General features: G+C 72.5%; 28 protein-coding genes. 20 read left to right on the top strand and 8 right to left on the bottom strand.

Annotated elements, in window-relative coordinates:
* Positions 1-104: 104 nt before the first annotated feature.
* The 4 genes from AB0F11_RS17765 (at position 105) to prcA (ending at position 2562) form a co-directional block, all read left to right on the top strand.
* Positions 105-317: a ubiquitin-like protein Pup gene (locus AB0F11_RS17765; RefSeq protein ID WP_042803062.1), complete on the top strand. Its 213-nt coding sequence runs from the start codon at positions 105-107 to the stop codon at positions 315-317.
* Positions 318-387: 70 nt separating this feature from the next.
* Positions 388-963 carry an endonuclease VII domain-containing protein gene (locus AB0F11_RS17760; protein ID WP_362174306.1) on the top strand — a complete coding sequence of 192 codons (576 nt, stop codon included), beginning with the start codon at positions 388-390 and terminating at the stop codon, positions 961-963.
* A complete protein-coding gene (gene prcB, locus AB0F11_RS17755; RefSeq protein WP_362174096.1) occupies positions 915-1754 on the top strand; it encodes a proteasome subunit beta in 840 nt (279 codons plus the stop codon). The genes AB0F11_RS17760 and prcB overlap by 49 nt, the downstream gene beginning before the upstream one ends.
* A gap of 46 nt (positions 1755-1800) precedes the next feature.
* Positions 1801-2562 carry a proteasome subunit alpha gene (prcA, locus tag AB0F11_RS17750; protein ID WP_362174093.1) on the top strand — a complete coding sequence of 254 codons (762 nt, stop codon included), beginning with the start codon at positions 1801-1803 and terminating at the stop codon, positions 2560-2562.
* Between the two features lie 71 nt (positions 2563-2633).
* On the opposite strand, the gene AB0F11_RS17745 is transcribed toward prcA, so the two are convergent.
* Entirely contained in the window at positions 2634-3647 is a 1014-nt protein-coding gene (locus AB0F11_RS17745) for a LacI family DNA-binding transcriptional regulator (RefSeq protein WP_362174090.1), read from the bottom strand.
* Between the two features lie 148 nt (positions 3648-3795).
* Here AB0F11_RS17745 and AB0F11_RS17740 point away from each other — a divergent pair, with 148 nt between their 5' ends.
* The 13 genes from AB0F11_RS17740 to AB0F11_RS17680 all read left to right on the top strand — a co-directional run bounded on the left by AB0F11_RS17740 (position 3796) and on the right by AB0F11_RS17680 (position 17026).
* Positions 3796-5046, top strand: coding sequence for an MFS transporter (locus AB0F11_RS17740; protein WP_362174087.1), 1251 nt, complete (start codon positions 3796-3798; stop codon positions 5044-5046).
* A gap of 58 nt (positions 5047-5104) precedes the next feature.
* On the top strand, positions 5105-6466 hold the full coding sequence (gene pafA, locus AB0F11_RS17735) for a Pup--protein ligase (protein ID WP_362174084.1): 1362 nt from the start codon (positions 5105-5107) through the stop codon (positions 6464-6466).
* Positions 6467-6569: 103 nt separating this feature from the next.
* Positions 6570-7508 (top strand): FKBP-type peptidyl-prolyl cis-trans isomerase, encoded by a 939-nt coding sequence (locus AB0F11_RS17730; RefSeq protein WP_362174081.1) that lies wholly within the window; start codon positions 6570-6572, stop codon positions 7506-7508.
* Between the two features lie 74 nt (positions 7509-7582).
* Positions 7583-7963: an FKBP-type peptidyl-prolyl cis-trans isomerase gene (locus tag AB0F11_RS17725; protein ID WP_362174078.1), complete on the top strand. Its 381-nt coding sequence runs from the start codon at positions 7583-7585 to the stop codon at positions 7961-7963.
* Between the two features lie 163 nt (positions 7964-8126).
* Positions 8127-9083 (top strand): WYL domain-containing protein, encoded by a 957-nt coding sequence (locus AB0F11_RS17720; RefSeq protein WP_362174075.1) that lies wholly within the window; start codon positions 8127-8129, stop codon positions 9081-9083.
* A gap of 126 nt (positions 9084-9209) precedes the next feature.
* Positions 9210-10178, top strand: coding sequence for a WYL domain-containing protein (locus tag AB0F11_RS17715; RefSeq protein WP_362174071.1), 969 nt, complete (start codon positions 9210-9212; stop codon positions 10176-10178).
* Between the two features lie 127 nt (positions 10179-10305).
* Entirely contained in the window at positions 10306-10581 is a 276-nt protein-coding gene (locus AB0F11_RS17710) for a hypothetical protein (protein ID WP_362174068.1), read from the top strand.
* A 26-nt stretch (positions 10582-10607) separates the two neighbouring features.
* Positions 10608-10808: a hypothetical protein gene (locus AB0F11_RS17705; RefSeq protein WP_362174065.1), complete on the top strand. Its 201-nt coding sequence runs from the start codon at positions 10608-10610 to the stop codon at positions 10806-10808.
* Positions 10809-11033: 225 nt separating this feature from the next.
* Positions 11034-11318 carry a Sec-independent protein translocase subunit TatA gene (tatA, locus tag AB0F11_RS17700; RefSeq protein WP_362174062.1) on the top strand — a complete coding sequence of 95 codons (285 nt, stop codon included), beginning with the start codon at positions 11034-11036 and terminating at the stop codon, positions 11316-11318.
* A gap of 106 nt (positions 11319-11424) precedes the next feature.
* Positions 11425-12390 (top strand): twin-arginine translocase subunit TatC, encoded by a 966-nt coding sequence (gene tatC / locus AB0F11_RS17695; protein WP_362174059.1) that lies wholly within the window; start codon positions 11425-11427, stop codon positions 12388-12390.
* A gap of 20 nt (positions 12391-12410) precedes the next feature.
* Positions 12411-13301 (top strand): diacylglycerol kinase, encoded by an 891-nt coding sequence (locus AB0F11_RS17690; RefSeq protein ID WP_362174056.1) that lies wholly within the window; start codon positions 12411-12413, stop codon positions 13299-13301.
* A gap of 98 nt (positions 13302-13399) precedes the next feature.
* The gene (locus tag AB0F11_RS17685; RefSeq protein ID WP_362174053.1) at positions 13400-16252 is read left to right on the top strand and encodes a DEAD/DEAH box helicase; all 2853 of its coding nucleotides are present in this window, start codon (positions 13400-13402) and stop codon (positions 16250-16252) included.
* Positions 16253-16342: 90 nt separating this feature from the next.
* Complete coding sequence (locus tag AB0F11_RS17680; protein ID WP_362174050.1) at positions 16343-17026, top strand: helix-turn-helix domain-containing protein; 684 nt, start codon at positions 16343-16345, stop codon at positions 17024-17026.
* Between the two features lie 18 nt (positions 17027-17044).
* Here AB0F11_RS17680 and AB0F11_RS17675 read toward each other — a convergent pair whose 3' ends face one another.
* From AB0F11_RS17675 to AB0F11_RS17660, 4 genes are all read right to left on the bottom strand, one after another.
* Positions 17045-18004 (bottom strand): pseudouridine synthase, encoded by a 960-nt coding sequence (locus AB0F11_RS17675; RefSeq protein WP_362174047.1) that lies wholly within the window; start codon positions 18002-18004, stop codon positions 17045-17047.
* Between the two features lie 52 nt (positions 18005-18056).
* Complete coding sequence (locus AB0F11_RS17670) at positions 18057-19598, bottom strand: serine hydrolase (RefSeq protein WP_362174044.1); 1542 nt, start codon at positions 19596-19598, stop codon at positions 18057-18059.
* 118 nt (positions 19599-19716) lie between these two features.
* Complete coding sequence (locus tag AB0F11_RS17665) at positions 19717-20562, bottom strand: siderophore-interacting protein (protein WP_362174041.1); 846 nt, start codon at positions 20560-20562, stop codon at positions 19717-19719.
* A gap of 49 nt (positions 20563-20611) precedes the next feature.
* Complete coding sequence (locus AB0F11_RS17660) at positions 20612-21517, bottom strand: 5'-3' exonuclease (protein WP_362174303.1); 906 nt, start codon at positions 21515-21517, stop codon at positions 20612-20614.
* 266 nt (positions 21518-21783) lie between these two features.
* Between AB0F11_RS17660 and AB0F11_RS17655 the strand changes: the two genes are divergently transcribed.
* Positions 21784-22395: an XRE family transcriptional regulator gene (locus AB0F11_RS17655; RefSeq protein ID WP_362174038.1), complete on the top strand. Its 612-nt coding sequence runs from the start codon at positions 21784-21786 to the stop codon at positions 22393-22395.
* Between the two features lie 9 nt (positions 22396-22404).
* A complete protein-coding gene (locus tag AB0F11_RS17650; RefSeq protein ID WP_362174035.1) occupies positions 22405-23127 on the top strand; it encodes a helical backbone metal receptor in 723 nt (240 codons plus the stop codon).
* Here the strand turns inward: AB0F11_RS17650 and AB0F11_RS17645 are convergent.
* Positions 23124-24281 carry a TDT family transporter gene (locus AB0F11_RS17645; RefSeq protein ID WP_362174032.1) on the bottom strand — a complete coding sequence of 386 codons (1158 nt, stop codon included), beginning with the start codon at positions 24279-24281 and terminating at the stop codon, positions 23124-23126. The two genes, AB0F11_RS17650 and AB0F11_RS17645, sit on opposite strands and share 4 nt — an antisense overlap.
* 70 nt (positions 24282-24351) lie before the next feature.
* On the opposite strand from AB0F11_RS17645, the gene AB0F11_RS17640 reads away from it, so the two are divergent.
* Positions 24352-25275, top strand: a complete 924-nt coding sequence (locus tag AB0F11_RS17640) for a LysR family transcriptional regulator (RefSeq protein WP_362174029.1) — start codon at positions 24352-24354, stop codon at positions 25273-25275.
* A gap of 28 nt (positions 25276-25303) precedes the next feature.
* On the opposite strand, the gene AB0F11_RS17635 is transcribed toward AB0F11_RS17640, so the two are convergent.
* Together AB0F11_RS17635 and AB0F11_RS17630 are read right to left on the bottom strand one after the other, a co-directional pair.
* Complete coding sequence (locus tag AB0F11_RS17635; RefSeq protein ID WP_362174027.1) at positions 25304-25621, bottom strand: DUF1876 domain-containing protein; 318 nt, start codon at positions 25619-25621, stop codon at positions 25304-25306.
* An 11-nt stretch (positions 25622-25632) separates the two neighbouring features.
* A complete protein-coding gene (locus tag AB0F11_RS17630; RefSeq protein WP_362174024.1) occupies positions 25633-25833 on the bottom strand; it encodes a DUF5988 family protein in 201 nt (66 codons plus the stop codon).
* Positions 25834-26054: the final 221 nt, after the last annotated feature.

Genomic DNA, 26054 nt, shown 5'->3' with positions numbered 1-26054 from the left:
CCCCGGGCCCTCCTTGTAGGGTCCGACGTAGGGTCTGATCTTGAGGGATCCCGATCCCGGGGTCCCTCGTCACGAGCGTGCGAACCGAGCGGGGTGAGGTAGACATGGCGACCAAGGACACCGGCGGCGGACAGCAGAAGGCCACTCGCTCGACCGAGGAGGTCGAGGAGCAGGCCGCGGAAGCACAGTCCGACCTCAAGGAGCGACAGGAAAAGCTCTCCGACGACGTCGACTCCGTCCTCGACGAAATTGACGACGTCTTGGAGGAGAACGCCGAGGATTTCGTGAGGTCATTCGTCCAAAAGGGTGGTCAGTGAGGGCCGCTTAGGCTTATTGACCTTCGAATCGAAGGTGCGGGGGGCTGTGGCCGAGAACGTGCCGGAAGGCATGAAGCGCTGCTCTCGATGCAAGCGCGTACAACCTCACGAGGCATTTGCGAGCAACCGCTCGATGAGGGACGGCCTCCAGGCGTATTGCCGGGAGTGCCAGGCAGAGCACTACAAGGCGCGCCAGGAGGCCGCGGGACGGACGGTGCGGGTCAAGATTCCCGTGCCGTCCGGCCACAAGCGGTGCCCTGACTGCGGGGAGATCAAGCCCCACTCCGAGTGGGAGCCGAACCGGACGAGCTCCGACGGCTGGTCCAGCTATTGCAAGGAGTGCCGGGCCCAGCGGAATCGAGCGAGCTACTTCAAGCGCAAGTACGGCATCACCGAAGCCGAACGCGACGAAATGATCGCTGCTCAGGGCGGCGTCTGCGTGATCTGCCAGATAGGTCCGGCAGAGCATGTGGATCACGATCATGAGACGGGTAAAGTCCGAGGCGTACTGTGTTTCAGCTGCAACGCAGCCCTGGGGCAGTTCAAGGATCGGCCGGACGTCATAAGGCGTGCAGCCGCTTACGTGGAAGGAAACCTGTGGAACCCAACACTCGTGGCACAGGGCGTCTGCCGGCAGCCTTCCTGACGCCGGGGTCGTCGTCCTTCATGGACTTCCTGGGTGCGCACGCGCCCGAGATGCTGCCCGGCAACCGGCAGCTCCCGGAGGGAATCGTCGAGGCGCCGCACGGCACGACCATCGTGGCCGCCACCTTCCCCGGCGGGGTCGTCCTCGCCGGTGACCGCCGCGCGACGATGGGCAACATGATCGCGCAGCGGGACATCGAGAAGGTGTTCCCGGCGGACGAGTACTCCGCGGTCGGCATCGCCGGCACCGCCGGCCTGGCCGTGGAGATGGTGAAGCTGTTCCAGCTGGAGCTGGAGCACTTCGAGAAGGTGGAGGGCGCGACGCTCTCCCTCGAGGGCAAGGCGAACCGGCTCTCGACCATGATCCGGAGCAATCTGGGCATGGCCATGCAGGGGCTCGCCGTGGTGCCGCTGTTCGCGGGCTACGACGAGGCCAAGGAGAAGGGCCGGATCTTCTCGTACGACGTGACCGGCGGCCGCTCCGAGGAGCACGGCTACGCCGCGACCGGTTCGGGCTCGATCTTCGCGCGGGGCTCGATGAAGAAGCTCTACCGCGCGGACCTGACGGAGGAGCAGGCCACCACGCTGGTCGTGCAGGCGCTGTACGACGCGGCCGACGACGACTCGGCGACCGGCGGTCCGGACCTCTACCGCAACATCTATCCGATCGTCACCGTCATCACCGACGAGGGCTTCCGGCGGTTGACCGAGGAGGAGTCCCAGGCTCTCGCCCGCACGGTCACCGACCGCCGCCTCCAGGAGCCGGACGGCCCGCGCGCCGCCCTGCTCTGATCAGTCACAGCCCCTCAGGAGCCCAGAAGAAAGGGACGGTCAGCCGGTGTCGACTCCGTTCTACGTCTCCCCGCAGCAGGCGATGGCCGACCGGGCGGAATACGCCCGCAAGGGCATCGCCCGCGGCCGCAGCCTTGTCGTGCTGCAGTACGCCGACGGCATCGTGTTCGTCGGCGAGAACCCGTCCCGCGCGCTGCACAAGTTCAGCGAGATCTACGACCGGATCGGCTTCGCGGCCGCCGGCAAGTACAACGAGTACGAGAACCTGCGGATCGGCGGTGTGCGGTACGCGGATCTGCGCGGATACACCTACGACCGCGACGATGTGACGGCCCGTGGGCTGGCGAACGTGTACGCGCAGACGCTGGGCACCATCTTCTCCAGCGCCGGTGAGAAGCCGTACGAGGTGGAGCTGGTCGTGGCGGAGGTCGGTACGACCGCCGCGGGGGACCAGATCTACCGGCTGCCGCACGACGGTTCGATCGTGGACGAGCACGGCTCGGTCGCGGTCGGCGGCAATGCGGAGCAGATCAGCACGTTCCTGGACCAGCGCCACCGGGACGGGATGACGCTGGCCGAGGCGTTGAAGCTGGCGGTGCAGGCGCTGTCGAGCCAGGCGAACGGTGCGGACAAGACGATCCCGGCCGAGCGGCTGGAGGTCGCGGTGCTGGACCGGACGCGGGCGCAGCAGCGGAAGTTCAAGCGGATCCGGGGCCGGCAGCTGTCGCGGCTGCTGGAGCCGGACGTTCCGGCGGCGGCGCAGGCCGATGCCGTCTCCAACGACGAGGCGCCGGAGGACTCCGAGTAGGAGTGCTTCCCCGTACGACGCCGCCCCGGTCCGTCTCCCTGTGAGGAGGCGGGTCGGGGCGGTTTCGTGTGTCAGGGCCGGGTCGGCGGGGGCGGTGCGGTGGAGGCGCGGACGACGAGTTCGACGGGGATGTCGGGGGCGGTCCAGGGGGTGCCTTCGAGGACGGCGAGGAGGGCGGCCATGCCCTGTTCGCCGACGCGTTCGGCGGGCAGGTGGACGGTGGTCAGTTCGGGTTCGACGGCGGTGGCGAGGGCGAGGTCGTCGACGCCGGTGACGGAGAGGTCCTCGGGGACGCGCAGGCCGAGGCGGCGGGCGGCCTTGCAGGCGCCGGCGGCGAGGATGTCGTCGTCGCAGACGATGGCGGTGGGACGCGGGCCGTGGGCGGTCAGGGCGGCCTCGGTGGCGGTGAGGGCGTCGGCGACGGTGAGGGCGGCGCGCGCGGTGCGCAGCTCGGCGTGGGGGCCGAGGACGGCGGCGAGGGCTTCGGCGCGGATGTGGAAGGTCCAGGTGTCGATGTCCGCGGCGAGGTGGAGGATGCGGCGGTGGCCGAGGCCGAGGAGGTGTTCGGCGGCCTGGCGCATGCCGTCGGCCATGGCGAGGTTGACGTGTGCGGCGGCCTGGCCGGCGGTGGGGTCGCTGTCGAGCATGACGAGGGGGAGTCCGTTGCCGCCGTTTCCGCCGATGGCGTCGAGGGCGGCTGCGGCCATGGAGGAGGCGATGACTCCGTCGAGGGCGGCGCGGGCGGAGGGGAAGGGGTCGCGGGCGGGGCCGGTGCCGTCGGGGGAGGGGTAGAGGACGACGCCGAAGCCGTGGTCGGAGGCGATGCGGGCGGCGCCGGTGTAGACGCGGGCGAAGAACTCGTTGGTGAGGGCGGGGACGACGAGGAGGGCGGTGCGGGTGCTGCCGAGGCGCAGGTTGCGGGCGGCGAGGTTGGGGCGGTAGCCGAGGGTGTCGGCGGTTTCGCGGACGAGGGCGGCGGTGCGTTCGGAGACGCGGCCGCGCCATTTGCCGCCGAGGACGAGGGAGACGGTGGCCTGGGAGACCCCGGCTGCGCCGGCGACATCGCGGCTGGTGGGTCTCGTCACACGGGGCTCCTGAAGTACGAGGTCGTAGGGGTGGGGGGTGGTGTTCCGGGTGGACCCCTGCCCGGGGGCCATGGTACGTATGACGTCGCTAGTTATACGTATTACTTGCTTGATCACCCGGCTGGGCCCGGGCAAGAAGGGGGCGGACATGGCCGCGGGTTACGCGGAGCTGCTCAGGACCCGGCATGCGGCGCGGCTGCTGACGGGCACGCTGGTCGGCCGGCTGCCGAACGCGACGGCGGCGATCGCGATCGTGCTGTTCGTGCGGGCCGGGGGCGGCAGCTACAGCCTCGCGGGTGCGCTGGCGGCGGTGTACGGCTTTGCCAATGCGGTGGGCCAGCCGCTGCTGGGGCGGGCGGTGGACCTGTACGGGCAGCCGCGGGTGCAGCTCCCGGCGGCGGTGGTCTCCGCGCTGGGCATGGCGTGGCTGGCCCTGGCGGGCACCGGGTCGGCCGCGGCGGCGTACGGGGCCGTGGTGGTCGCGGGCTTCTTCTCGCCGCCGCTGGAGGGCGGCCTGCGGGCCCTGTGGCCGAGCGTGCTGGGCGGCCGGGAGGAGCGCGTGCACGCGGCGTACGCGCTGGACGCGGTGGCCCAGGAGGTCATGTACACGGTCGGTCCGCTGGTGGTGACGGTGTCGGTGGCCCTGTCCAGCCCGGCCGGCGCCCTGCTGGTGATCAACGCCCTGGGTGTGCTGGGCGCGCTGTCGGTGGTGCTCAGCGAGCCCTCGCGGACCTGGCGCTCGGAGCCGCGGGAGGCGCACTGGCTGGGCGCGCTGCGCTCGCGGGGGCTGCTGGCGCTGCTGGGGGCCTTCTTCTTCGTGGGTCTGGCCCTGGGGTCGATCACGGTAGCGGGTCTGGCGTACTCGGACGGCAACGGCGGCGAGTCGGTCTACGGCTGGCTGATGGCGGCGCTGGGCCTGGGTGCGCTGGTCGGCGGGGTGCTCTACGGTGCGCGGCAGTGGAGCGGTGCGCCGGAGCGGCGCCTGCGGCTGCTGGTGGGCCTGCTGGCCCTGTTCTACCTGCCGCTGCTGCTGACGCCGGGGCCGGTGGCCATGACGGCCCTGACGGCGCTGGCGGGGGTGTTCCTGGCGCCGACCATCGCCTGTGCGTTCATCGTGGTGGACCGGCATGCTCCGGCGGGCACGGTGACCGAGGCCTTCTCGTGGCTGGTGACCTTCTTCGGCGTCGGTGCGGCCGTGGGTACGGCGGTGGCGGGTCCGGCGGTGGAACTGGGCGGTACGGCGTCCGGCTTCGGCGTGGCGTGCGGGGCGGGCGCGGCGGCCCTGCTGGTCCTGATGGGTACTCAGCGGATCCTCGCTGCTCCCGGGCGGACCCGGACGGTGACGGGCTCTGCGGCGGCGGTCCCGGAGGGTGCGGACGGGCAGCTCGTCGGGAACTGATCGAAACGGCGTTCTCGAACCCGGTTTCAGAAGAGGGCAGAAGGCGTAATGTTCAGTCATGGACCGCCGCATTTTCGGGCTGGAGAACGAGTACGGCGTCACGTGCACGTTCAGGGGACAGCGCCGACTGTCTCCTGACGAAGTGGCGCGCTACCTCTTCCGCCGTGTCGTGTCATGGGGCCGCAGCAGCAATGTCTTCCTGCGGAACGGTGCCCGCCTGTACCTCGATGTGGGTTCGCATCCGGAATATGCAACTCCCGAATGCGACAACGTGACCGAACTGGTCACCCACGACAAGGCCGGCGAGCGCATTCTCGAAGGCCTGCTCGTCGACGCCGAACGCCGCCTGCACGAGGAGGGAATCGCGGGCGACGTCTATCTCTTCAAGAACAACACCGACTCGGCCGGCAACTCCTACGGCTGCCACGAAAACTATCTGGTGGCGCGGCACGGGGAATTCTCCCGCCTCGCGGACATCCTGATTCCGTTCCTGGTCACGCGCCAGCTGATCTGCGGTGCGGGCAAGGTGCTCCAGACGCCGCGGGGCGCGGTGTACTGCGTGAGCCAGCGTGCGGAGCACATCTGGGAGGGCGTCAGCTCGGCGACGACGCGCTCGCGTCCGATCATCAACACGCGCGACGAGCCGCACGCGGACGCGGAGCGCTACCGGCGCCTGCACGTGATCGTCGGCGACTCGAACATGTCCGAGACGACCATGCTGCTCAAGGTCGGGGCGACCGACCTGGTGCTGCGCATGATCGAGGCGGGCACGGTGATGCGTGACCTGACCCTGGAGAACCCGATCCGGGCGATCCGGGAGGTCAGCCACGACATCACGGGGCAGCGCAAGGTGCGCCTGGCGAGCGGCCGGGAGGCCTCCGCGCTGGAGATCCAGCGGGAGTACTACGACAAGGCCGTGGACTTCGCCGAGCGCCGGGGCATCCGTACCGGCACGGTGGACCGGGTGCTGGAGCTGTGGGGCCGCACGCTGGAGGCGATCGAGGCCGAGCAGCTGGACCGGATCGCCACCGAGATCGACTGGGTGATGAAGTACCAGCTGATCGAGCGCTACCGGGCCAAGCACGGGATGACGATGTCGAACCCGAGGGTCGCCCAGATAGACCTCGCGTACCACGACATCCACCGCCGGCGCGGGCTGTACTACCTGCTGGAGCGCAAGGGGCAGGCGGAGCGGATCTGCAACGACCTCAAGATCTTCGAGGGCAAGTCGGTGCCCCCGCAGACCACGAGGGCGCGGCTGCGCGGCGACTTCATCCGCCGGGCGCAGGAGCAGCGGCGGGACTTCACGGTGGACTGGGTGCACCTGAAGCTGAACGACCAGGCGCAGCGGACCGTGCTGTGCAAGGACCCGTTCCGGGCGGTGGACGACCGGGTGGAGAAGCTGATCGCCGGCATGTGACATACCGCCGATCTTGGCCGGGGCCTCGTACGGATCTCGTACGGGGCCCTCGGCACGCCTTAGAGTGGCGACGACCGCCAGCCGTCTGAGATCTGAGGAACACGTGCGCCGACTTGCCGGCCTGCTTGTCGTACCCCTTCTGCTGCTGTCGACAGCAGCCTGTGGCGACAGCGGCTCCGACTCCGCCGAGATGAAGAACGGGGTGCCCGCGATCACCAAGGGCGCCAAGTTCGGGGAGACCCCGACCCTGTCCCAAGGCAAGGGCGACCCGCCGAAGGAACTGAAGGCCGTGACCGTCAGCGAGGGCACGGGCCCGGCGCTGAAGAAGGGCGATGTCGCCCAGGTCAATTACTACGGTCAGGTGTGGGACGGCAAGGAGCCCTTCGACCAGAGCTTCGGCAAGGGCAAGCCGTTCGAGGTGACCGTCGGCGCGGGCATGGTCATCAAGGGCTGGGACCAGGGCCTGGAGGGCAAGAAGGTCGGCAGCCGCGTGGAGCTGGTGATCCCGCCGGCGCTCGGCTACGGCGACCAGGGCTCCCCGCCGAAGATCAAGGGCGGTGCCACGCTGGTCTTCGTCGTGGACATCGTCAAGGGCACCAGCGTCCCGGTCTCGGCCACGGGCAAGGAGGTCCCGCAGGAGGACAAGGACCTGCCGAAGATCGGGACGAACACGGACGGCAAGGAGGTCTCCGTGACCGTGCCGAAGGACGTGAACCCGCCGGCCAAGCTGGTGTCGAACTACGTCCTGGAGGGCAGCGGCCCGGCCGTGAAGGACTCCGACAGCGTCGTCGTGAAGTTCCACGGCAAGACGTGGAAGGACGACAAGACCTTCGAGAGCACGTACGCCACGGACCAGACGGTGACCTGGCCGATCGGCGAGATCTCGGTCAAGGGCCTCAAGGAGGGCCTGATCGGCAAGAAGGCCGGCAGCCGCATCCTGCTGGTGATCCCGCCGGACCAGGGCTTCGGCGACAAGGAGCAGGGGACGATTCCGGCGAACTCCACGCTGGTCTTCAGCCTCGACATCCTCGCGGTGATGTAAGACTGTCCCGGTTGTCCCTACCGGCCACCGCCGGGCGGGACCGTTCATTGCCAGAGTTCTGAGGAGCAGTTTCCGTGAGCGACAAGCTCGAGAAGCCCGAGATCGACTTCCCCGAGGGCCCGGTCCCGTCCGACCTCGTCATCGAGGACATCTGGGAGGGCGACGGCGCCGTTGCCGAGGCCGGCAAGAAGGTCTCCGTGCACTACGTGGGCGTGGCCTTCTCCTCCGGCGAGGAGTTCGACGCCTCCTGGAACCGCGGCGCCCCGCTGCAGTTCATCCTGGGCATCGGCCAGGTCATCTCCGGCTGGGACCAGGGTGTCCAGGGCATGAAGGTCGGCGGCCGCCGCAAGCTGACGATCCCCGCCCACCTCGCGTACGGCGACCGCGGCGCCGGCGGTGCCATCAAGCCGGGCGAGACGCTCATCTTCGTCTGCGACCTGATGGGCGTCGGCTGACCCGCCGTCCGCTGATGCCGTGAGGGCCCCTGCCGTGAGGCGGGGGCCCTCGCTTTTGTCCGGGCGCGCCGGGGCGGTACGGTCAACGGTCACGGACGTGCAACTCGTGTGCGTCGTGCACGTCGTGTGTGTCGTGCCAGCGGAGAAGGGCGGAAGGGCGTCGATGGCGATTGCCAAGGCCGAGCGGCTGATGAATCTGGCGCTGTGCCTGCTGGGGACCCGCCGGCCGCTGAGCAAGCGCGAGTTGCGCGGCTCCATCGAGGCGTACATGGAAGCGGGCAACGACGACTCCTTCAACCGCATGTTCGAGCGGGACAAGGACGATCTGCGCGAACTCGGCCTGGTCATCGAGACGGTGGAGAACCTGGAGGGCGAGACCGGCTACCTCGCCCGCCGCGACAGCAACCGGCTGCCGCCCGTCTCCCTGGACACCGAGGAGGCCGCCGCCCTGGGCCTGGCGGCCAAGGTCTGGCAGCAGGCCCGCCTGGCCGGGGCCGCCAGCGGCGCCCTGCAGAAGCTGCGCGCCGGCGGCATGCCGGAGGCGGGGGACCTCATCGGGGGCCAGCACAGCGCCATCGAGCCGCGCATCCCGGTGCACGAGGCCGCGTTCGAGCCGCTGATGCTCGCCTGCCGCGACCGCCGGCCCGTGGTCTTCGACTACCGCAAGTCCACCGCCGCCCGGCCCGAGACCCGCCAGGTCGAGCCCTGGGCGCTGGAGTGCTGGCGCGGCCACTGGTACCTGGCCGGCTACGACCGCGAGCGCGGCGCCGAGCGGGTGTTCCGGCTCTCGCGGATCACCGGCAAGGTGCGCTCCCGGGCGGGCAGGTACACCGCCGAGGTCCCCGATGTCGTCACCGTGCGGGAGACGGTGGCCGGATGGGCCGGGGAGAGCGCCGACCGCTCCGCCCTGATCCGGCTGCGGGCTGGGGCCGGCTACCCGCTGCGGGCCAAGGCCACCGCCGTACGCGAGGGCGCCGACGGCTGGGACGAGCTGGAGATCCCCTACGGCCACGGTCTGGACGCCTGGCTCGTGGAGTTCGGGCCCGACGTCGTCGTGGTGGAACCCGCCGACCTGCGGGCGGACGTGGTGGACCGGCTGCGCGCCGTCGCCGGCGGCTGAGCCCGCCCGGCCCCGGCCCGGCCGGGGCAGCGGCCGGACGCCGCCCGGCCCGCGGACGCGCCGCGATCCGCACCAACCGCACACCGCACCGTGTCACCACGTGCCCTGAGGGGGAGACCTACCAGTATGGCCGCCAACGCCATCGACCAGACCCGCCGGATGCTGTCCCTGGTGACGTACCTGCGCGAGCGCCCCGGGGCGCACGTCGCCGACGTCGCCCGCGCCTTCGGCATCACCGAGGACGAGCTCATCTCCGACCTCGACGTGCTGCCCATGTGCGGGACCAGCTTCCGAGGCGGGGACCTCCTCGACATCGACACCGACGGCGAGCGCATCTGGTGGCACAACGCCGACGCGTCCGGCGAGTCCACCGCCGAGCCGCTGCGCCTGGCCGCCGACGAGGCCACCGCCCTGCTCGTGGCCGCCCGTGCCGTGGCCACCCTGCCGGGGCTGCGCGAGAGCGACCGCGACGCGCTGGTGCGGGCCACCGCGAAGCTGGAGGCGGCCGCCGGGGAGGCGGCCGGGGCCAGCTCCCGGCTGTCGGTGACCTTCGAGGCCGAGGGCGGGGTCTTCGCCGACGTCGACCGGGCCATCGCCGAGCGCCGCCGGCTGTGGCTGCGCTACTACTCGCCCGCCCGCGACGAGCTCACCGAGCGCAAGGTCGACCCGATCCGGCTCTTCACCGTCGGCCACACCTACCTCGAGGGCTGGTGCCACCTCTCGGAGGCCCGGCGCACCTTCCGCCTCGACCGGGTCGCCGCGATCCGGCTGCTGGACGAGCGGTCCGAGCCGCCCGCCATCGAGCCGCGCGACCTGTCCGTGGGGCTCGTCCAGCCGGCCGCCGAGGACCCGGAGGTCGTCGTCGAGGTGGGTCCGGCCGGCCGCTGGGTCGCCGAGTACTACCCGCACGACAGCGCCGAGGAGCTGCCCGACGGCGGCCTGCGGATCACGCTGCGCAGCCCCGACCCGGCCTCGCTGCGCCGCCTGGCGCTGCGGCTGGGCCGCGACGGCCGGATCGTCGCGCCCGCGGAGCTCGCCGAGAGCGCCCGGCAGGCGGCCCGCGAGGCGCTGGCCGGGTACGGGGAAGCCGGCTGAGGCGGGCGGTACGGGCTGAGCCGGGCAGTACGGGCGGTACAGGGAGCAGGCGGCCGCAGCCGCGCCGGAGGCGGCCGCCACCGTATGCAGGACGCATGGGCCGAGGGGAGCGCCGAGGATGTCGCCAATGTCTGGGCCGCGGGGTGCGCACGGCACCGCTGCGGGGCCGCACGCACGGTCCGCGTCGGGCGGGCCGGTCACCTTCAAGGCGGCCTGCCCCGACTGCCGGGCCCGCTTCGAGCTGGACGCGGGCGCTCTGCGCCTGGTCATCGGCGGTAGCCGCAGGACCACCTTCTACTCGTTCACCTGTCCCGCGTGCGCCGCGGCCGTCCGCAAACCGGCCGGTGAGCGGATCGTGGAGCTCCTGACCGGCGGCGGCGTGAGCACCCTGCGCAGCATCTGAGGCGGCCGGTGGCCTAGGCTCGTCCCATGCTGTGGCCGATGCTCGCAATCGCCCTGGGATTCCTCGGGCTCACCGTCCTCGCCGTCCTGGCCGTGCGGGTCTTCGTCGAGGTCCGGCGGCTGTCCGGCCAGGTGGACCGGGCCAGCCGCATGATCGCGGAGGCCTCCGGCGACCTCGAGCGCGCGGCCGGCGACCTGGCCCGCGCGGGCCGCACCGTTCGCCCCTGATCCCTCCCGTCGGCGAGTCGGCCGATATCGCGCGGAGATCCCGCCGATACATGGAGAGTGTGGGATGTCCCCCGTACCGTCTGGCGCAGTCTCGCGCAAGATGGAACACCCCGGGGGATTGCCCGGCGTTAACCCCCGGGGGTTACGATCGTTGAAGCGGCCCGTTGATCACGGTCCGTCTCAGCGCTACCACAACCAGCCGTTTCGGTGAGAAGGAAGACACACATGATCGGCAATATGAAGCCCCTCGAGATCCTTCTGATCATCGCTGTCATCGTGCTGCTCTTCGGTGCGAAGAAGCTCCCCGAGATGGCCCGCTCCCTCGGCAAGTCGGCCCGCATCCTCAAGAGCGAGGCCAAGGCCATGAAGAGCGAGAGCGCCGCGGAGGACGCCGCGCGCGTCGCCGACCCGGCCCCGCAGCAGGCCGCGCCGCGTACCATCAAGGCCGCGCCCGGCGACGTCACCGGATCCCGTCCGGTCGGCGAGCCGAACCACACCGCCCAGGGCTGAACCACGGATCCGACCGCGGCCGGCGCCCGCGGTCGCGCATCCGCGGCCGTGATCACGGCCACGGTCACGGTCACACGGTCATCTGCAACGAGACAAGGGACGTGGGTTGCTCAAGTCTGCCCGCAAGCAGGAAAAGTCGAGCAAGCAGGAGAAGGACGCCGAAGGGCGGATGCCTCTTGTCGAGCACCTGCGTGAGCTGAGAAACCGCCTGCTGAAGTCGGTCCTGGCGATCCTCGTGATCACCATCGTCGCCGCCTTCTACTACAAGCAGATCATCGACTTCATGCTGAAGCCGATGCTGGACTCCGTCGGCTGCACCGACGGCGTGGTCTCGCAGCGCAACGGCCGCCCCTGCGCCGACATGACCGTGAACGGCCTCATCGCGCCCTTCTCGATCGCCCTGAAGGTCTCCCTCACCGCCGGCGTGGTCGTCTCCGCCCCGGTGTGGCTCTACCAGCTGTGGGCCTTCGTCGCCCCGGGCCTGCACAGCCACGAGAAGAAGTACGCCATGGGCTTCGTCGCCGTCGGCGCGCCGCTCTTCGGCGCTGGCGCGGTGCTCGCGTACAAGCTGCTGCCGCAGACCGCGACGATCCTGCTCGAGTTCACCCCCGAGAACGCCCGCAACCTGCTCCCGGTCGACGACTACCTCGACCTCGTGACGCGCATGGTCGTCGTCTTCGGCCTCGCCTTCGAGCTGCCGCTGCTGCTGATCCTGCTCAACTTCACCGGGGTCATCACCGCGAAGCGGCTCGCCGGCTGGTGGCGCGGCATGGTCCTGGGCATCACGATCTTCGCGGCGTTCGCCACCCCGACCGGCGACCCGCTGACCATGCTCTCGCTGGCCGCCCCGATCGTCGCGCTCTACTTCATCGCCCTCGGCATCTGCCTGGTCAACGACCGCAGGCGCCGCCGCAACAACCCCGACGCGCTGCTCGACGACGACGAGGCCTCCGAGCTGGACCTCACCCCCGCCGCGATCGGCTCGGTGGAGGAGATCCAGGCGCCGGCCGCGCTTCCCGAGCAGTCCGACGGCGGCCGCGGACGGATCAACGGTTACGACGACGCCACCTGACAGGTACATTCCGGTGGGTGATGAGCGCTGAGATCACCCTCTTCGTCAATCCCACCGCGGGACGCGGCCGGGGCGCGCACGCCGCGCAGCCGGCCGCTTCTGCGCTCAGGGCCGCCGGCTTCCACGTGCGGACCGTCGTCGGCACCGACGCCGAGGACGCGCTGGCCCGGCTGCGGGCCGCGGTCCGCGAGGGCACCGGCGCGGTGATCGCCGTCGGCGGCGACGGGGTGGTCTCCCTGGCCCTGCAGGCCCTGGCCGGGACCCTCGTCCCGCTCGGGGTGGTCGCCGTGGGCACCGGCAACGACTTCGCCCGCTCGCTCGGGCTGCCCGTACGGGAGCCCGCCCAGGCGGGCCGGCTGGCCGCCGAGGCCCTCAAGGAGGGCCGCCACCGCGAGATCGACCTCGGGCGGGTCGGCGACGGCACCTGGTACGGGACCGTGCTCTGCTCCGGCTTCGACTCCCGGGTCAACGACCGCGGCAACCGGATGCGGCTGCCCGCCGGCCGTTTCAAGTACGACCTCGCCATCCTCGCCGAGCTGGCCGCCTTCCGGCCGTTCCCGTACCGGATCGGCCTCGACGACGGACCCCCGCTGGAGACCGAGGCCACCCTGGTCGCCGTCGGCAATGGGACCTCCTACGGCGGCGGCATGCGGATCTGCGCCGACGCCCGGCCCGACGACGGGCTGCTCGACGTCGTGGTCGTCGGGGACTGCAGCCGGGCCACCCTGCTCAAGGTGTTCCCGCAGGTCTACAAGGGCACCCACCTCACCCACCCCAAGGTCACCGTGCACCGGGCCGCGAAGGTCACCCTGGAGGCCCCGGGGCTGACCGCCTACGCCGACGGAGAGCCCGTCGGGCCGCTGCCGGTGACCGCCGAGTGCGTACCGGCGGCCGTACGGGTCCTGGGATAGGCCGGGGAGCCGCGGAGGCGGGCCCGGCCCCGGCCCCGGGCAGCCGGCCATAAAGATCGAGACTGTTGTCGGAGGCGGCGGGTAGGCTCGAGAACAAGATGACCGAAGAACTCTCACCCGCCGAGCGGTACGCCGCTGCGCGGATCCGCGCCGCAGAAGAGGCCACGGCCCTGGCCCCCTTCCGCGAGATGTACGACTTCGACCTCGACGGCTACCAGGTCGAGGCGTGCAAGGCACTGGAGGCCGGCAAGGGCGTGCTCGTCGCCGCCCCGACCGGCTCGGGCAAGACCATCGTCGGCGAGTTCGCCGTGCACCTGGCCCTCGGCCAGGGCCGCAAGTGCTTCTACACGACGCCCATCAAGGCCCTGTCGAACCAGAAGTACGCCGACCTCGTCAAGCGCTACGGCCCCGAGAAGGTCGGTCTGCTGACCGGCGACAACAGTGTCAACTCCGAGGCGCCCGTGGTCGTCATGACCACCGAGGTGCTCCGCAACATGCTCTACGCGGGCTCCCAGTCGCTGCTCGGCCTCGGCTACGTCGTGATGGACGAGGTGCACTACCTCTCCGACCGGTTCCGCGGGGCCGTCTGGGAGGAAGTGATCATCCACCTCCCCGAGTCCGTGACGCTGGTGTCGCTCTCCGCCACCGTGTCCAACGCGGAGGAGTTCGGCGACTGGCTGGACACCGTCCGCGGCGACACCGAGGTCATCGTCTCCGAGGAGCGGCCCGTCCCGCTGTGGCAGCACGTCATGGCCGGCCGGCGGATCTACGACCTCTTCGAGGAGGAGTCCGACCACGGCGGCCGCGGCTCCGCGCGCCGCGAGGTCAACCCCGACCTGCTGCGCATGGCGCGCGAGGAGAACACCCGCACCTACAACCCCAAGGACCGGCGCCGCGGCAAGATGGTCCGAGAGGCCGACCGCGAGCGCGAGCGCCGCTCCCGCAGCCGCATCTGGACCCCCGGCCGCCCCGAGGTCATCGCCCGCCTCGACAACGACGACCTGCTGCCCGCCATCAACTTCATCTTCAGCCGGGCCGGCTGCGAGGCCGCCGTACAGCAGTGCCTGTACGCGGGCCTGCGCCTGAACGACGAGTCGGCGCGCGTGCAGGTCCGCGAGATCGTCGAGGAGCGCACCGCCTCCATCCCGGCCGAGGACCTGCACGTCCTGGGCTACTACGAGTGGCTCGAAGGCCTGGAGCGGGGCATCGCCGCGCACCACGCCGGCATGCTGCCCACCTTCAAGGAGGTCGTGGAGGAGCTGTTCGTCCGCGGCCTGGTCAAGGCGGTCTTCGCCACCGAGACCCTCGCGCTCGGCATCAACATGCCCGCGCGCACGGTCATCCTGGAGAAGCTCGTCAAGTGGAACGGCGAGCAGCACGCCGACATCACGCCCGGCGAGTACACCCAGCTCACCGGCCGGGCCGGCCGGCGCGGCATCGACGTCGAGGGCCACGCCGTGGTGCTGTGGCAGCGAGGCATGGACCCGGTCTCGCTCGCCGGGCTCGCCGGCACCCGCACCTACCCGCTGCGCTCCAGCTTCAAGCCCTCGTACAACATGGCGGTCAACCTGGTCCAGCAGTTCGGCCGGCACCGCTCGCGCGAGCTGCTGGAGACCTCCTTCGCCCAGTTCCAGGCCGACCGCTCGGTCGTCGGGATCTCCCGGCAGGTCCAGCGCAACGAGGAGGGCCTCTCGGGCTACCGGGAGGGCATGACCTGCCACCTGGGCAACTTCGAGGAGTACGCGCAGCTGCGCCGCGACCTCAAGGACCGCGAGACCGAGCTCGCCAAGCAGGGCGCCGCCCAGCGCCGGGCGCAGGCGGCCGGCTCGCTGGAGAAGCTCAAGCCGGGCGACGTCATCCACGTGCCCACGGGCAAGTTCGCCGGGCTCGCGCTCGTCCTGGACCCGGGCGTGCCCGCGGGGCGGGCCAACGGGTACCGCGGGTACGACTACGCCGAGGGCCCGCGCCCGCTGGTGCTCACCGCCGAGCGGCAGGTCAAGCGGCTCGCCGCGATCGACTTCCCGGTCCCCGTCGAGCCGATCGAGCGGATGCGGATCCCCAAGAGCTTCAACGCCCGCTCCCCGCAGTCCCGTCGGGACCTCGCCTCGCAACTGCGGGCCAAGGCCGGGCACATCACCCGTGAGCGGGGCCGGCGCGGCCGGGCCGCCGCGGCCGACGACCGCGAGATCGCCCGGCTGCGGGCGGCGCTGCGGGCGCACCCCTGCCACGGCTGCGACGAGCGCGAGGACCACGCCCGCTGGGCGGAGCGCTACCACCGGCTCAAGCGGGACACGCAGGCGCTGGAGCGGCGCATCGAGGGGCGGACCAACACCATCGCCCGCACCTTCGACCGGATCCACGCGCTGCTGACCGAGCTGGACTACCTGCGCGAGGACGAGGTCACCGTGCACGGCAAGCGGCTGGCCCGGCTGTACGGCGAGCTCGACCTGCTGGCGTCGGAATGCCTGCGCGCCGGGATCTGGGAGGGCCTGACCCCGGCCGAACTGGCCGCCTGCGTCTCGGCCCTGGTGTTCGAGGCGCGGCAGTCCGACGACGCGGTCGCCCCGAAGGTGCCCGGCGGCGCGGCGAAGGCCGCCCTCGGCGAGATGGTCCGGATCTGGGGCCGGCTCGACGCACTGGAGGAGGAGCACCGCATCAACCAGGCCGAGGGCGTGGGGCAGCGCGAGCCCGACCTGGGCTTCGCGTGGGCCGCGTACCAGTGGGCCTCCGACAAGAGCCTGGACGAGGTGCTGCGCGAGGCGGAGATGCCGGCCGGCGACTTCGTGCGCTGGTGCAAGCAGGTCATCGACGTGCTCGGCCAGATCGCCGCGGCGGCCCCGGCTTCCACGGTGCCCCCGTCCTCCCAGGGCGGCAGCACGGTGGCCCGCAACGCCCGCAAGGCCGTCGACGCCCTGCTGCGGGGTGTGGTGGCCTACAGCTCGGTCGGCTAGGCGGATTTGGGTCTTCCTCCTAGCCGGGGGTGGCCGGATCTGATCTCTTGACGTGGTGAAACCGTCGTCACCCTGTGCGACGATCGGGCCATGACTGGGGGACCGGACGAAGGGCCGAGACGGGTCGGAAGGCCACGTGCTGATCAGGTGAGACCGCACAGCGGCCGGCCGCCGCGCGAGGAACTCCTCTGCGCGGCGGCCGAGCTGTTCACCGTGCAGGGGTACGCGGCCACCACCACGCGAACGGTGGCCGAACGGGCTGGAATGCGCCAGGCCACGATGTACCACTACTTCGGCGGCAAGGAGGAACTCCTCGCCGAACTGCTGGAGTCGACGGTGGCGCCCTCCCTCGGGTTGTCGCGCCGGCTGCTGGCCGACACCGGGCGGCCCGCGGCCCGGCGGCTGTGGGAGCTGTGCCGCTCGGACGTGCTGCTGCTGTGCGGGGGCCCGTACAACCTGGGCGCGCTCTACCTGCTGCCCGAGGTGGCCGGATCCCGCTTCACCCGGTTCCGGCGGATGCAGGCCGAACTGCGCGGGGCCTACCGGGCGTTGCTGGCCCGGACCTCCGTCGGGGCCGAACTGGCCGGGGACCGGGCCGCCCTGGACCTGCGCAACGACCTGGTCTTCGGGCTGATCGAGGGGGTCATGCTGATCCACCGCTCCGACCCGGACCGCCCGGTGGCGCCCTTCGCGGAGGCCACCGCCGACGCCGCCCTGCGCATCGCGGGAGTGGCGGGCGCGGAGACGGCCGGGACCGGGCCGGCCGCCGGTTAGACGCCGGTTAGCCGCCGGTCAGGTGCCGGTCTCCCAGGCGGCGCGGTCCTCCCAGGCCCGCAGCCGCAGGCCGCTCTCGAAGCGGTGCTCGGCACCCGTCACCGGGTCGGTGAACGCCAGCGTGCGGGCCAGCAGCTGCAGCGGCCGCCGGAAGTCGTCCGGGGCCGGGTCGAGGAGCTGCGGGTACACCGGGTCGCCGAGGATCGGCAGGCCGAGCCGGTTCATGTGGACGCGCAGCTGGTGGGTGCGGCCGGTGTGCGGGGTCAGCCGGTAGCGGCCGAGCTCCCCGCGGGTCGCGAGGAGTTCGACGGTGCTCTCGGCGTTGGGCTCGCCGCCGGGGACCTCGCTCGCGCCGATGACGCCGCGGACCTTCTCGATCCTGCTGCGGACCGTGCAGGGCAGCGCGGTCCGGGGATCGTGGACGGCGACGGCCTCGTACTCCTTGGCCACCCGCCGCTCGGCGAACAGCTGCTGGTAGGCGCCGCGGTCCTCGGGCCGGATGCTGAACATGACCAGGCCCGCCGTCAGCCGGTCCAGCCGGTGGGCCGGGCTGAGCTCGGGCAGGTCCAGCTCGGCGCGCAGCCGGGCCAGGGCCGTCTGCACGATGTGGCCGCCGCGCGGGGTCGTCGCGAGGAAGTGCGGCTTGTCCACCACCAGCAGGTGCTCGTCGCGGTGGACGACGCCGATCGGGAACGGCACCACCGTCTCGGGGTCCATGTCGCGGTGGAACCACAGGTAGGAGCCCGGCTCGTACGGGTCCCGGGCGGTCAGGACCCGCCCGCCGGGGCCGAGGATCCGGCCGCCGGCCAGCAGCCGTGCGACGGACTCGGCGCCCTTGGTGCCGGCGTACCGCTCGGTGAGGTAGCTGCCGAGGTCGGGCCACCTGCCCTCCTTGTCGGAGGGCAGCCGCAGCCGCACCGGGTCGATGCCGGCGATCTGGGGCAGGGGCGAGGGGGGTATCCGGGTTCTGCTTCTCATCGCTCCCCAGGCTAGGGCAGCGGGCGGTGGCCGGGGCACGCCCGCCCGCCGGCTACCGCCGGGTGAAGGTGCCCAGGTGGTTCTCGTCCAGGTACTCGATGCGGACGGTGCCGTCGGAGAAGGCCACCCCGGTGCGGCCGACCGCGTTCTCGCCGGCGGTCACGAAGCTGAAGGTGTCGCCGTCGTAGTGGGTGAGCGGGAAGCGCAGCGGCTTCGGCCCCAGCGAGAGGGTCAGGCCCTTGCCGGCCGGGTCCGCCGTGACGGTGAGCCGGCCGTAGTACGGGTTGTCGTAGGTGCCCGTGTAGGCGCTGTCGGCGCGGGCCGGCTTCGCGTTCGCGGGCGGGTGGGCGTAGTCGGTCCTGGAGCGGTCGGTGTCGTCCAGCTTCGCGTACAGGGCCGCGGTCAGCGGCAGCCAGTCGGTGGTGGGCCTGCCGTGCTCGGCGGTGTCGAAGAAGTCGAGGGCGACGGCGTCGGCGAGGCCGACGGGGGCGCCGTTGGTCAGGACGACGATGCCGAGCTGCTCCAGCGGCAGCAGGGTGACGTTGGTGTTGGCGCCGAGGTCGAAGGCCCCGGAGTGGCTCAGGCGCAGCCGGCCCGCGTCGTCGTACGTGACGTTCCAGCCGAGTCCGTAGAACGTGGGCCGGCCGGTGGCGTTGACGTCCTGGGAGACGATCTCGGGCAGGTGCGTGCGCTGCAGGGTCGCGGAGGGGATGATCCGCTTGCCGTCGAGGGTGCCGTTGCCGAGCTGGAGCCGCATCCAGCGGGCCATGTCGCGGGCGGTGGAGCTGACGCCGCCGGCCGGGGCCTGGGCGTCGGGGTCGCGCACGTACCGCGGGGACCAGGTGCCGTCGGGGTTCTTCACGTGGGTGGCGGCGTGGTCGGGGGCCTTGGCGAAGGCGGAGAACTCGGTGCTGGTCCGGGTCATTCCGGCGGGCTTGAACAGGGTGTCCGCGGCCAGCTTCTGCCAGCTGGTGCCGTGGGCCCGGGCGATGGCCTCGGCGGCCGCGGTGAAGCCGAAGTTGGTGTACGCGTAACTCGCGCGGAACGGCGAGAGGGGCTCCAGGCGCAGGTGGTCGAGGATGTACGCCTGGTCGTAGCCGAGGTCCTCCAGGAGGTCGCCGGCGTGGTCGGGCAGGCCGCTGCGGTGCGAGAACAGGTCGGCGGTGGTCACGTGAGCGGTGACCCACGGGTCCTTGAGGGCGAATCCGGGCAGTTCGGTGCGGTCGTTGAAGCCGGCCGGGTCCTTCAGGGTGCCGGCCACGACCGTGGAGGAGATCGGCTTGGACAGGGAGGCGATCTGGAAGACCGTGTCGGGCCCGACGGCGCCGGTCTGCCCGGTGCGGCGGACTCCGAAGCCCTTGAGGTAGATCACCTTGTCGCGGTGGACCACGGCCACGGACAGGCCCGGGACGCCCGTGCTGCGCATCGTGTCGGCGATGTACTGCGGGAGGCGGTCGACCGCGTTCTGCACGGCCTGGTCGGTCAGCTGCGGCTTCGGCGCGGGCGGGGGGCTCGGCGCGGCCGCGACCGGTGCGGCGGCGGCCAGCGCGAGGACGGTTCCCGCCGCGGTGAGCGCGAGGCGTCGCGTACGCATGGGCTCATTGTGGCGCCGAGCGGGTGGCCCCGCCCGTCGGCCCCGCCGGCGCCCCACAGCAGGTCCGCAGTGGGGCCCGGGCCGCAGCCGGGCAGCCCGGGTCCGGTTGCGGCACGGTTCAGGCCGCTGCCTCCTGCGCCGCCTCCTGCTCGGCCAGCACCCGGGCGTTCCACTCGCCCTTGATGGCGCGCCAGCCCTCGTCCGTCTCGCCGAGCCGCCAGTAGCCCGAGATCGACAGGTGCTCCTTCGGGATGCCGCGCTCCAGGCGCAGGTGGCGGCGGAGCTCCTTGACGAAGCCCGCCTCGCCGTGGACGAAGGCGTGGACCTCGCGGGAGGGGAACTCCATCGAGGTGACGGCCTCGACCAGGGCCTCGCCGACCGGGCGGTCACCGCGGTGGAGCCAGACCGGCACGATGCCGTCCGGGGTGGCGATCCTCTGCTCGTCCTCGGGCCCCTCGACCTCCACCAGCGCGTGCACCACGGCTCCGGCCGGCATCCGCTCCATCGCCGCGGCGATCGCCGGCAGCGCGCTGTCGTCGCCCGCCAGCAGGTGCCATCCGGCCGCCGGGTCCGGCGCGTACGCACCTCCGGGGCCGAGGAAGCGGACCAGTTCGCCCGGCTGGGCGCGGGCCGCCCACGGCCCGGCCAGCCCCTCGTCGCCGTGGACGACGAAGTCGATGGTCAGCTCCAGGTGCGCCGGGTCCCAGGTGCGGACCGTGTACGCGCGCTGGCGCGGCCAGGCGGAACGCGGGTACTGCGCGCGGATCCGGTCGAGGTCCCACGGCGAGGGGTAGGTGACGCCCTCCGGGGGGAACAGGAGCTTGATGTAGTGGTCCGTGAACGCACCCGCATCGAATCGGGCCAGTCCGGCGCCACCCAGCACCACCCGCACCATGTGCGGCGTCAGCCGCTCGGTACGCACGACGACTGCTGTGCCGACCTTGCGGGCGCGTCCTTCTGCCACGGCGTCTCCCCTGACTCCCCTGAAACTTAGGATTACCTAAGTTAGCACCTCATGGGAGCAGTGCGCTGCTCAGGCGCGACACGGCCCCGCCCAGACCCCAGCGGTGGGCCAGCGCATCGACCAGTTCCGGCTGCGCCGGCGCCTTCGGCAGGGCCGGGTCGAACTCCGGCAGCGGCACGTCGGTGGCCACCTTCACCACCTTGGGGGCCACGGCCAGGTACGGCCGGGACTCGTCCAGCCGCCTGCGCTGAGCAGGGGTCAGCTTCGACTTCGGGTCGTCGACGGCGGCGATGATCCCGGCCAGACTCCCGTACGCCTCCAGCAGCTTGGCCGCGGTCTTCTCGCCGATCCCCGGGACCCCGGGCAGCCCGTCGCTCGGGTCGCCGCGCAGCAGCGCCAGGTCCGCGTAGCCGGGGCCGTCCACCCCGTACTTGGCGCGCAGCCACGCCTCGTCGGTGACCTGGAGCGTCCCTACCCCCTTCAGCGGGTACAGGACCCGTCGCTGCCGGGCGTCGTCCACCAGCTGGTACAGGTCGCGGTCGCCGGTGACGATGTCCACCGGACCGGAGGCACGCGCCGTGAGGGTGCCGATGACGTCGTCCGCCTCGTACCCGGCCACCCCCACCCGGGCGATGCCGAACGCGTCGAGCGCCGCCTCGATGATCGGCACCTGCGGGGCGAGCGTGTCGGGGATCTCCTCCGCGTCGGGCCCCGCCTCCACCACCTCCGCGACCCGGTGGGCCTTGTACGACGGGATCAGCTCCACCCGCCAGTGCGGCCGCCAGTCGGTGTCCATGCACGCCACCAGGTCGTCGGGGCGGTGGTCCTGCACCAGGCGGCCGATGAAGTCGAGCAGTCCGCGCACCGCGTTGACCGGGGTGCCGTCGGGGGCCTTCACGGAATCCGGCACGCCGAAGTAGGCACGGAAGTAGAGGGAGGCGGTGTCCAGCAGCATCAGGCGTCGAGTCGTCGTCATGACGGCGATGATGCCGCAGCCCGGGGGACCCGGCGGCGCCCGGTTACGGCCGGGGACACGGAAAGTGGCCGCACGAGTGAGCGGAGGTGGCACGGAAGTTTCACCCGCGGCGTACCCCGGTCCGCTCCTGCGCGCGAAACCCGGGGCGGTTGCTGCGTAAGGTGCTTACAGCACACCTCCGTGCGACGGACACGACGTACGCCAGCAGACGCCGACAGACCTGACAAGGGGAGGGCAGCCCCGCCATGGACGACAGGGACGGCTCGGACGACAAGGAACGGGACAAGGACGCCAAGGAACCGCTCCGGGTGGGCGTGGCCGTGCGCAAGCGGCGCCGGGCCCTGCACCTCACCCTCGCCGCCGTATCGGCGCGCAGCGGACTGTCGGTGCCCTTCCTGAGCCAGATAGAGAACGAACGCGCCCGGCCCAGCATGCGCTCGCTGGAGCGGGTCGCGGACGCGCTGGAGACCACGGCCGTCGAGCTGCTGGCCGCGTCCGACACCGCGCGCACCGTCGACCTCGTACGCGCCGGCGACGACTCCGGGCTCACGCCGCTCCCCGGCGTGCGGCCGCTGGTCCGCGGGCACCACCAGCTGCACGCGATCGAGTTCACCGGGGACCAGGACGCCGGCCGCGAGTACCAGCACCGCAACGACGAGCTGATGTACGTGGTCTCCGGCGCCTGCCAGGTGGAGGCCGAGGGGCGGGCGTACCGGCTGGAGAGCGGCGACGCGCTGTTCCTCTCCGGCGGGGTCCGGCACCGCTGGCGGGCCGTCACCGAGGACACCCGGATCCTGGTCGTGGCGGTCGGCGACCACATCCACGCCACCTTCGAACCGCCCTCGCCGGGGCGCTGAGGCAGCGCGGTGCGGGTCGTCTCGCTCGTGCCCTCGCTGACCGAGGCGGTGGCCGTCAGCGCCCCCGGCCTCCTGGTCGGCGTGACCGACTGGTGCACCCACCCCGCGGACCTCGCGGCGCGGGGCGCGGTGCGCATCGGCGGCACCAAGAACCCCGACGTCGAGGCGGTCGTGCGGCTGCGGCCCGACCTGGTCGTCGCCAACGAGGAGGAGAACCGCGCCCCCGACCTGGCCATGCTGCGCGAGGCGGGCGTGGAGGTGCTGGTCACGGAGGTACGCGGGCTGGACCAGGCCTTCGCCGAGCTGGACCGGCTGCTGACGGGCGCCCTGGGGCTGGCGCGCCCCAGGTGGCTCGACGAGGCCGAGGCCGCATGGGCCCGCGCGGAACCGGCGGGCCGGCTGCGGGCGGTCGTCCCGGTGTGGCGGCGGCCCTGGATGGTGCTGGGCCGGGACACCTTCGCGGGGGACCTGCTGGCGCGGCTGGGCGTGGAGAACCTCTACGCGGGCCACCCGGAGCGCTACCCGCGGGTGCCGGTGCAGGAGCTGGCCGGCGCCGACTGCGACCTGGTGGTGCTGCCGGACGAGCCGTACCGCTTCACGCGCGAGGACGGCCCGGAGGCGTTCCCGGGCCGTCCGGCCGCCCTGGTCAGCGGCCGCCACCTCACCTGGTACGGCCCTTCCCTCGCCGAGGCCCCGCAGGTGCTGGGGGCGGCGCTGGCCGCGGCCCGCTAGCGGGGGAGGAGCCGGCCGGTCAGCAGGCCCCGCAGGGTGTGGGCGGCGGCGAGCAGCCAGGCCGCCAGCAGGGCCGCGAACAGGGCGGCGGCCAGCCAGGCGAAGGCGGTCAGCCCGGTGTGCCGGGCCAGTCCGGCGGCGCCGGTGACACAGGTGCCGACGGGGAAGGTCAGCGCCCACCAGGTCATCGCGAAGCCCATTCCGGCGCGCGCCGCCCGGACCAGCATCGCGGCGGCCAGGGCCAGCCACAGCAGGGCGAACCCGAGCACGGGCACCCCGTAGACGACCGCGAAGGCGCCGAGCGCGCCGGCGTACGGGGAGCCGATGGCCAGCGGGGCCACGTCGGCGAGCTGGTTGACGGCGGTGGTGGACTGCCCGAGCGGGCCGAGGACCAGGAACAGGGTGGGGGTCAGCAGCAGCGGCAGCGGCCCGGCGGTGACCAGCCGGGCGAACACCAGCGGGAGCATCAGCAGGGTCGCCAGCAGGCTGGTGCCGAACATCGCGTAGCAGGCCAGCAGCAGCGCCTCGCGGGCCTGGCCGGCCGGCAGGTGGGGGACCAGGAGCGGGCCGACCGCGGCGGAGACCATGGGAGCCACCAGCGGCAGCAGCCAGACGGGGGTGGCGTCCGCGGCCTCGATCCGGTGGCGGACCACCATCAGGTAGGGCACCGCCACGGCCGTCACGAGGCCGATCACCGTGCCGAAGGTGAAGAGCACGGCGTCCGCGGCGACGGCGGCCGGCTCGCCGATCAGGTCCTTGCCCACGATCAGGGTGCCGGCGCCGACGGCCAGCAGGGCCATCGCGAGGCAGCCGTAGAACGGCGCGACGGCCGCGTCGAGGAGGTGGGCGCGGGCCTGGTCGCGGTGGTGCAGCCAGTGCCCGGCGCGGGCGGCGAGCAACAGCAGGAGGGCCGCGGCGGACAGGGCCCAGACGAACTGGCAGGCCGCGCGCTGGCCCGGCAGCTGGTACGGGAGCGCCGCGCCGGCGTTGGCGACGATGGCCGTGCCCATGACGGACGCGTACCAGTTGGGGCCGAGGTGGCGCAGCGCCGGGAAGGCCTTGTGGGCCGGGGCGGGAACGGGGGCCTCGGGGTTCTGCGGATTGCCGGGGGTGCCGGGGGTGAGGGCGCGGGGTCGCGCCAGGGTGGTGGCCATGACCCCAGCCTGGGGGCGGGACGGACCGGGCGGCAGGGGCCGCATCCCTATGAGGCCATAAACTGACTTTATGGGTAATGAGGAGCGGACTCCGCTGGTGCACCGGGTGCCGGACCTGGGGGCGCTGGAGCTGCTGCTCGCGGTCGCCCAGGTCGGCTCGCTCAGCGGGGCCGCCAAGCGGATGGGGATCACCCAGCCCGCGGCGAGCGCCCGGATCCGGGCGATGGAGGCGCGGCTCGGCGTCGCGCTCGTGGACCGCTCGCCGCGCGGGTCGACGCTGACCGCGGAAGGGGCGCTCGTCACGGACTGGGCCCGGCGGGTGGTCGAGGCGGCCGAGGCCTTCGACGCGGGCGCGCAGGCGCTGCGGGGCCGCAGGGACTCGCGGCTGCGGGTGGCCGCCAGCATGACCATCGCCGAGTACCTGCTGCCCGGCTGGCTGATCGCCCTGCGCGGCCAGCGGCCCGGCACGGCGGTGTCCCTGCACGCCGGGAACTCGGCGGTGGTCGCCCGTCGGGTCCTCGCCCACGAGGCCGACCTGGGCTTCGTGGAGGGCCTGACCGTGCCCGACGGGCTCGACTCCGCGGTGATCGCACAGGACCGGCTCGTGGTGGCCGTCGCCCCCGGCCACCCGTGGGCCCGCCGCACACGCGGGGTCGGGGCCGACGAGCTGGCGTCGACTCCGCTGATCCTGCGGGAGTGGGGATCGGGGACCCGGCAGGTGCTCGACGGTGCGCTGGCGGGCTGCGGGGGACTCGCCGAACCGCTGCTGGAGCTGGCCTCCACCACCGCCGTGAAGGCGGCCGCCGTCAGCGGGGCCGGGCCGTGCGTGCTGTCGGAGCTGGCGCTCGGCGACGAGCTCGCCGCCCGCCGCCTCGTCGAGGTCCCCGTCTCGGACACCGCCCTGGGCCGCGCCCTGCGCGCGGTCTGGCCCGCGGGCGCCCGCCCGGCCGGACCGGCCCGCGACCTGCTCTCCCTGACCCGCGTCCGCCCCTGACGGGCGCGGGCCGGGGGACCGCAGCGCGTCAGCGGGAGGGCCTGCGGGGGCTTTCGGAATCCTCCGGCCAGCCGTAGCCCGTGCGCGGTGGCTCCGGGGCCGCGGCGCCCATGGCGGCCAGGTCCCGGTCGGCGGCGCGCATCAGCTGGCCGGCCAGGTCGCGCATGGCGCGGCTCGCCGCGAGCTCGTCGCCGATGGCCGGAACCTCCACGTCCTCGGGGTTGCAGCGCGCCGAGCCGCGGCCGACGAGCTGCCCGGCGCCGGTGTCCAGCACGGCCCGGGCCCTCGTCGTGCCGCCCTCCTCGGTCAGCGAGACGCCGATGTTCCATTCCGCGCGGTGTGTCATGGCGTGCCCCGTCATTCCGCGATCTCGGTGCGTTCCCACCACTCGTACACGGGCAGCTGCCCCTGCGGGCCGTTCTGCTGCCGCGCCGTGGCCCGGAAGTGCTCGTACCCGCCGCGGTGTGCGATCTTCACGTCGTCCCCGGGGGCGGGGGCCTCGACGACCCGCTCGGTCAGGTCGGCCGGTCCGCCCTCCAGGACTGCCTTGTTCGTCATGTCTCCAGTCAACCGACCTGCCGGACGGCCCGCACGTCGGCGCGGGCCGCCGGCCGGGGAGGCGCCCGGGGGACGCCACCCGGTTCGTGGGAGCCGGGGCTAGTAGTGCTTGGTCAGGTGGGGGCTGGTGTGGTTATGCCGCGGTGGCAGGTGGGGCAGACGCCGGTCCATGTCGCGAGGAGGGTCTGTAGCTCGCGGACGACTTGGTAGAGGCTCAGGCC

Origin of the sequence: Streptomyces sp. NPDC032472, from assembly GCF_040636955.1 — a bacterium.
In the GTDB taxonomy this organism is placed as follows: Bacteria; Actinomycetota; Actinomycetes; order Streptomycetales; family Streptomycetaceae; genus Streptomyces.
Note: the sequence above shows the minus strand (reverse complement) of the source record. Positions and strands in the feature narration are given on the sequence as shown.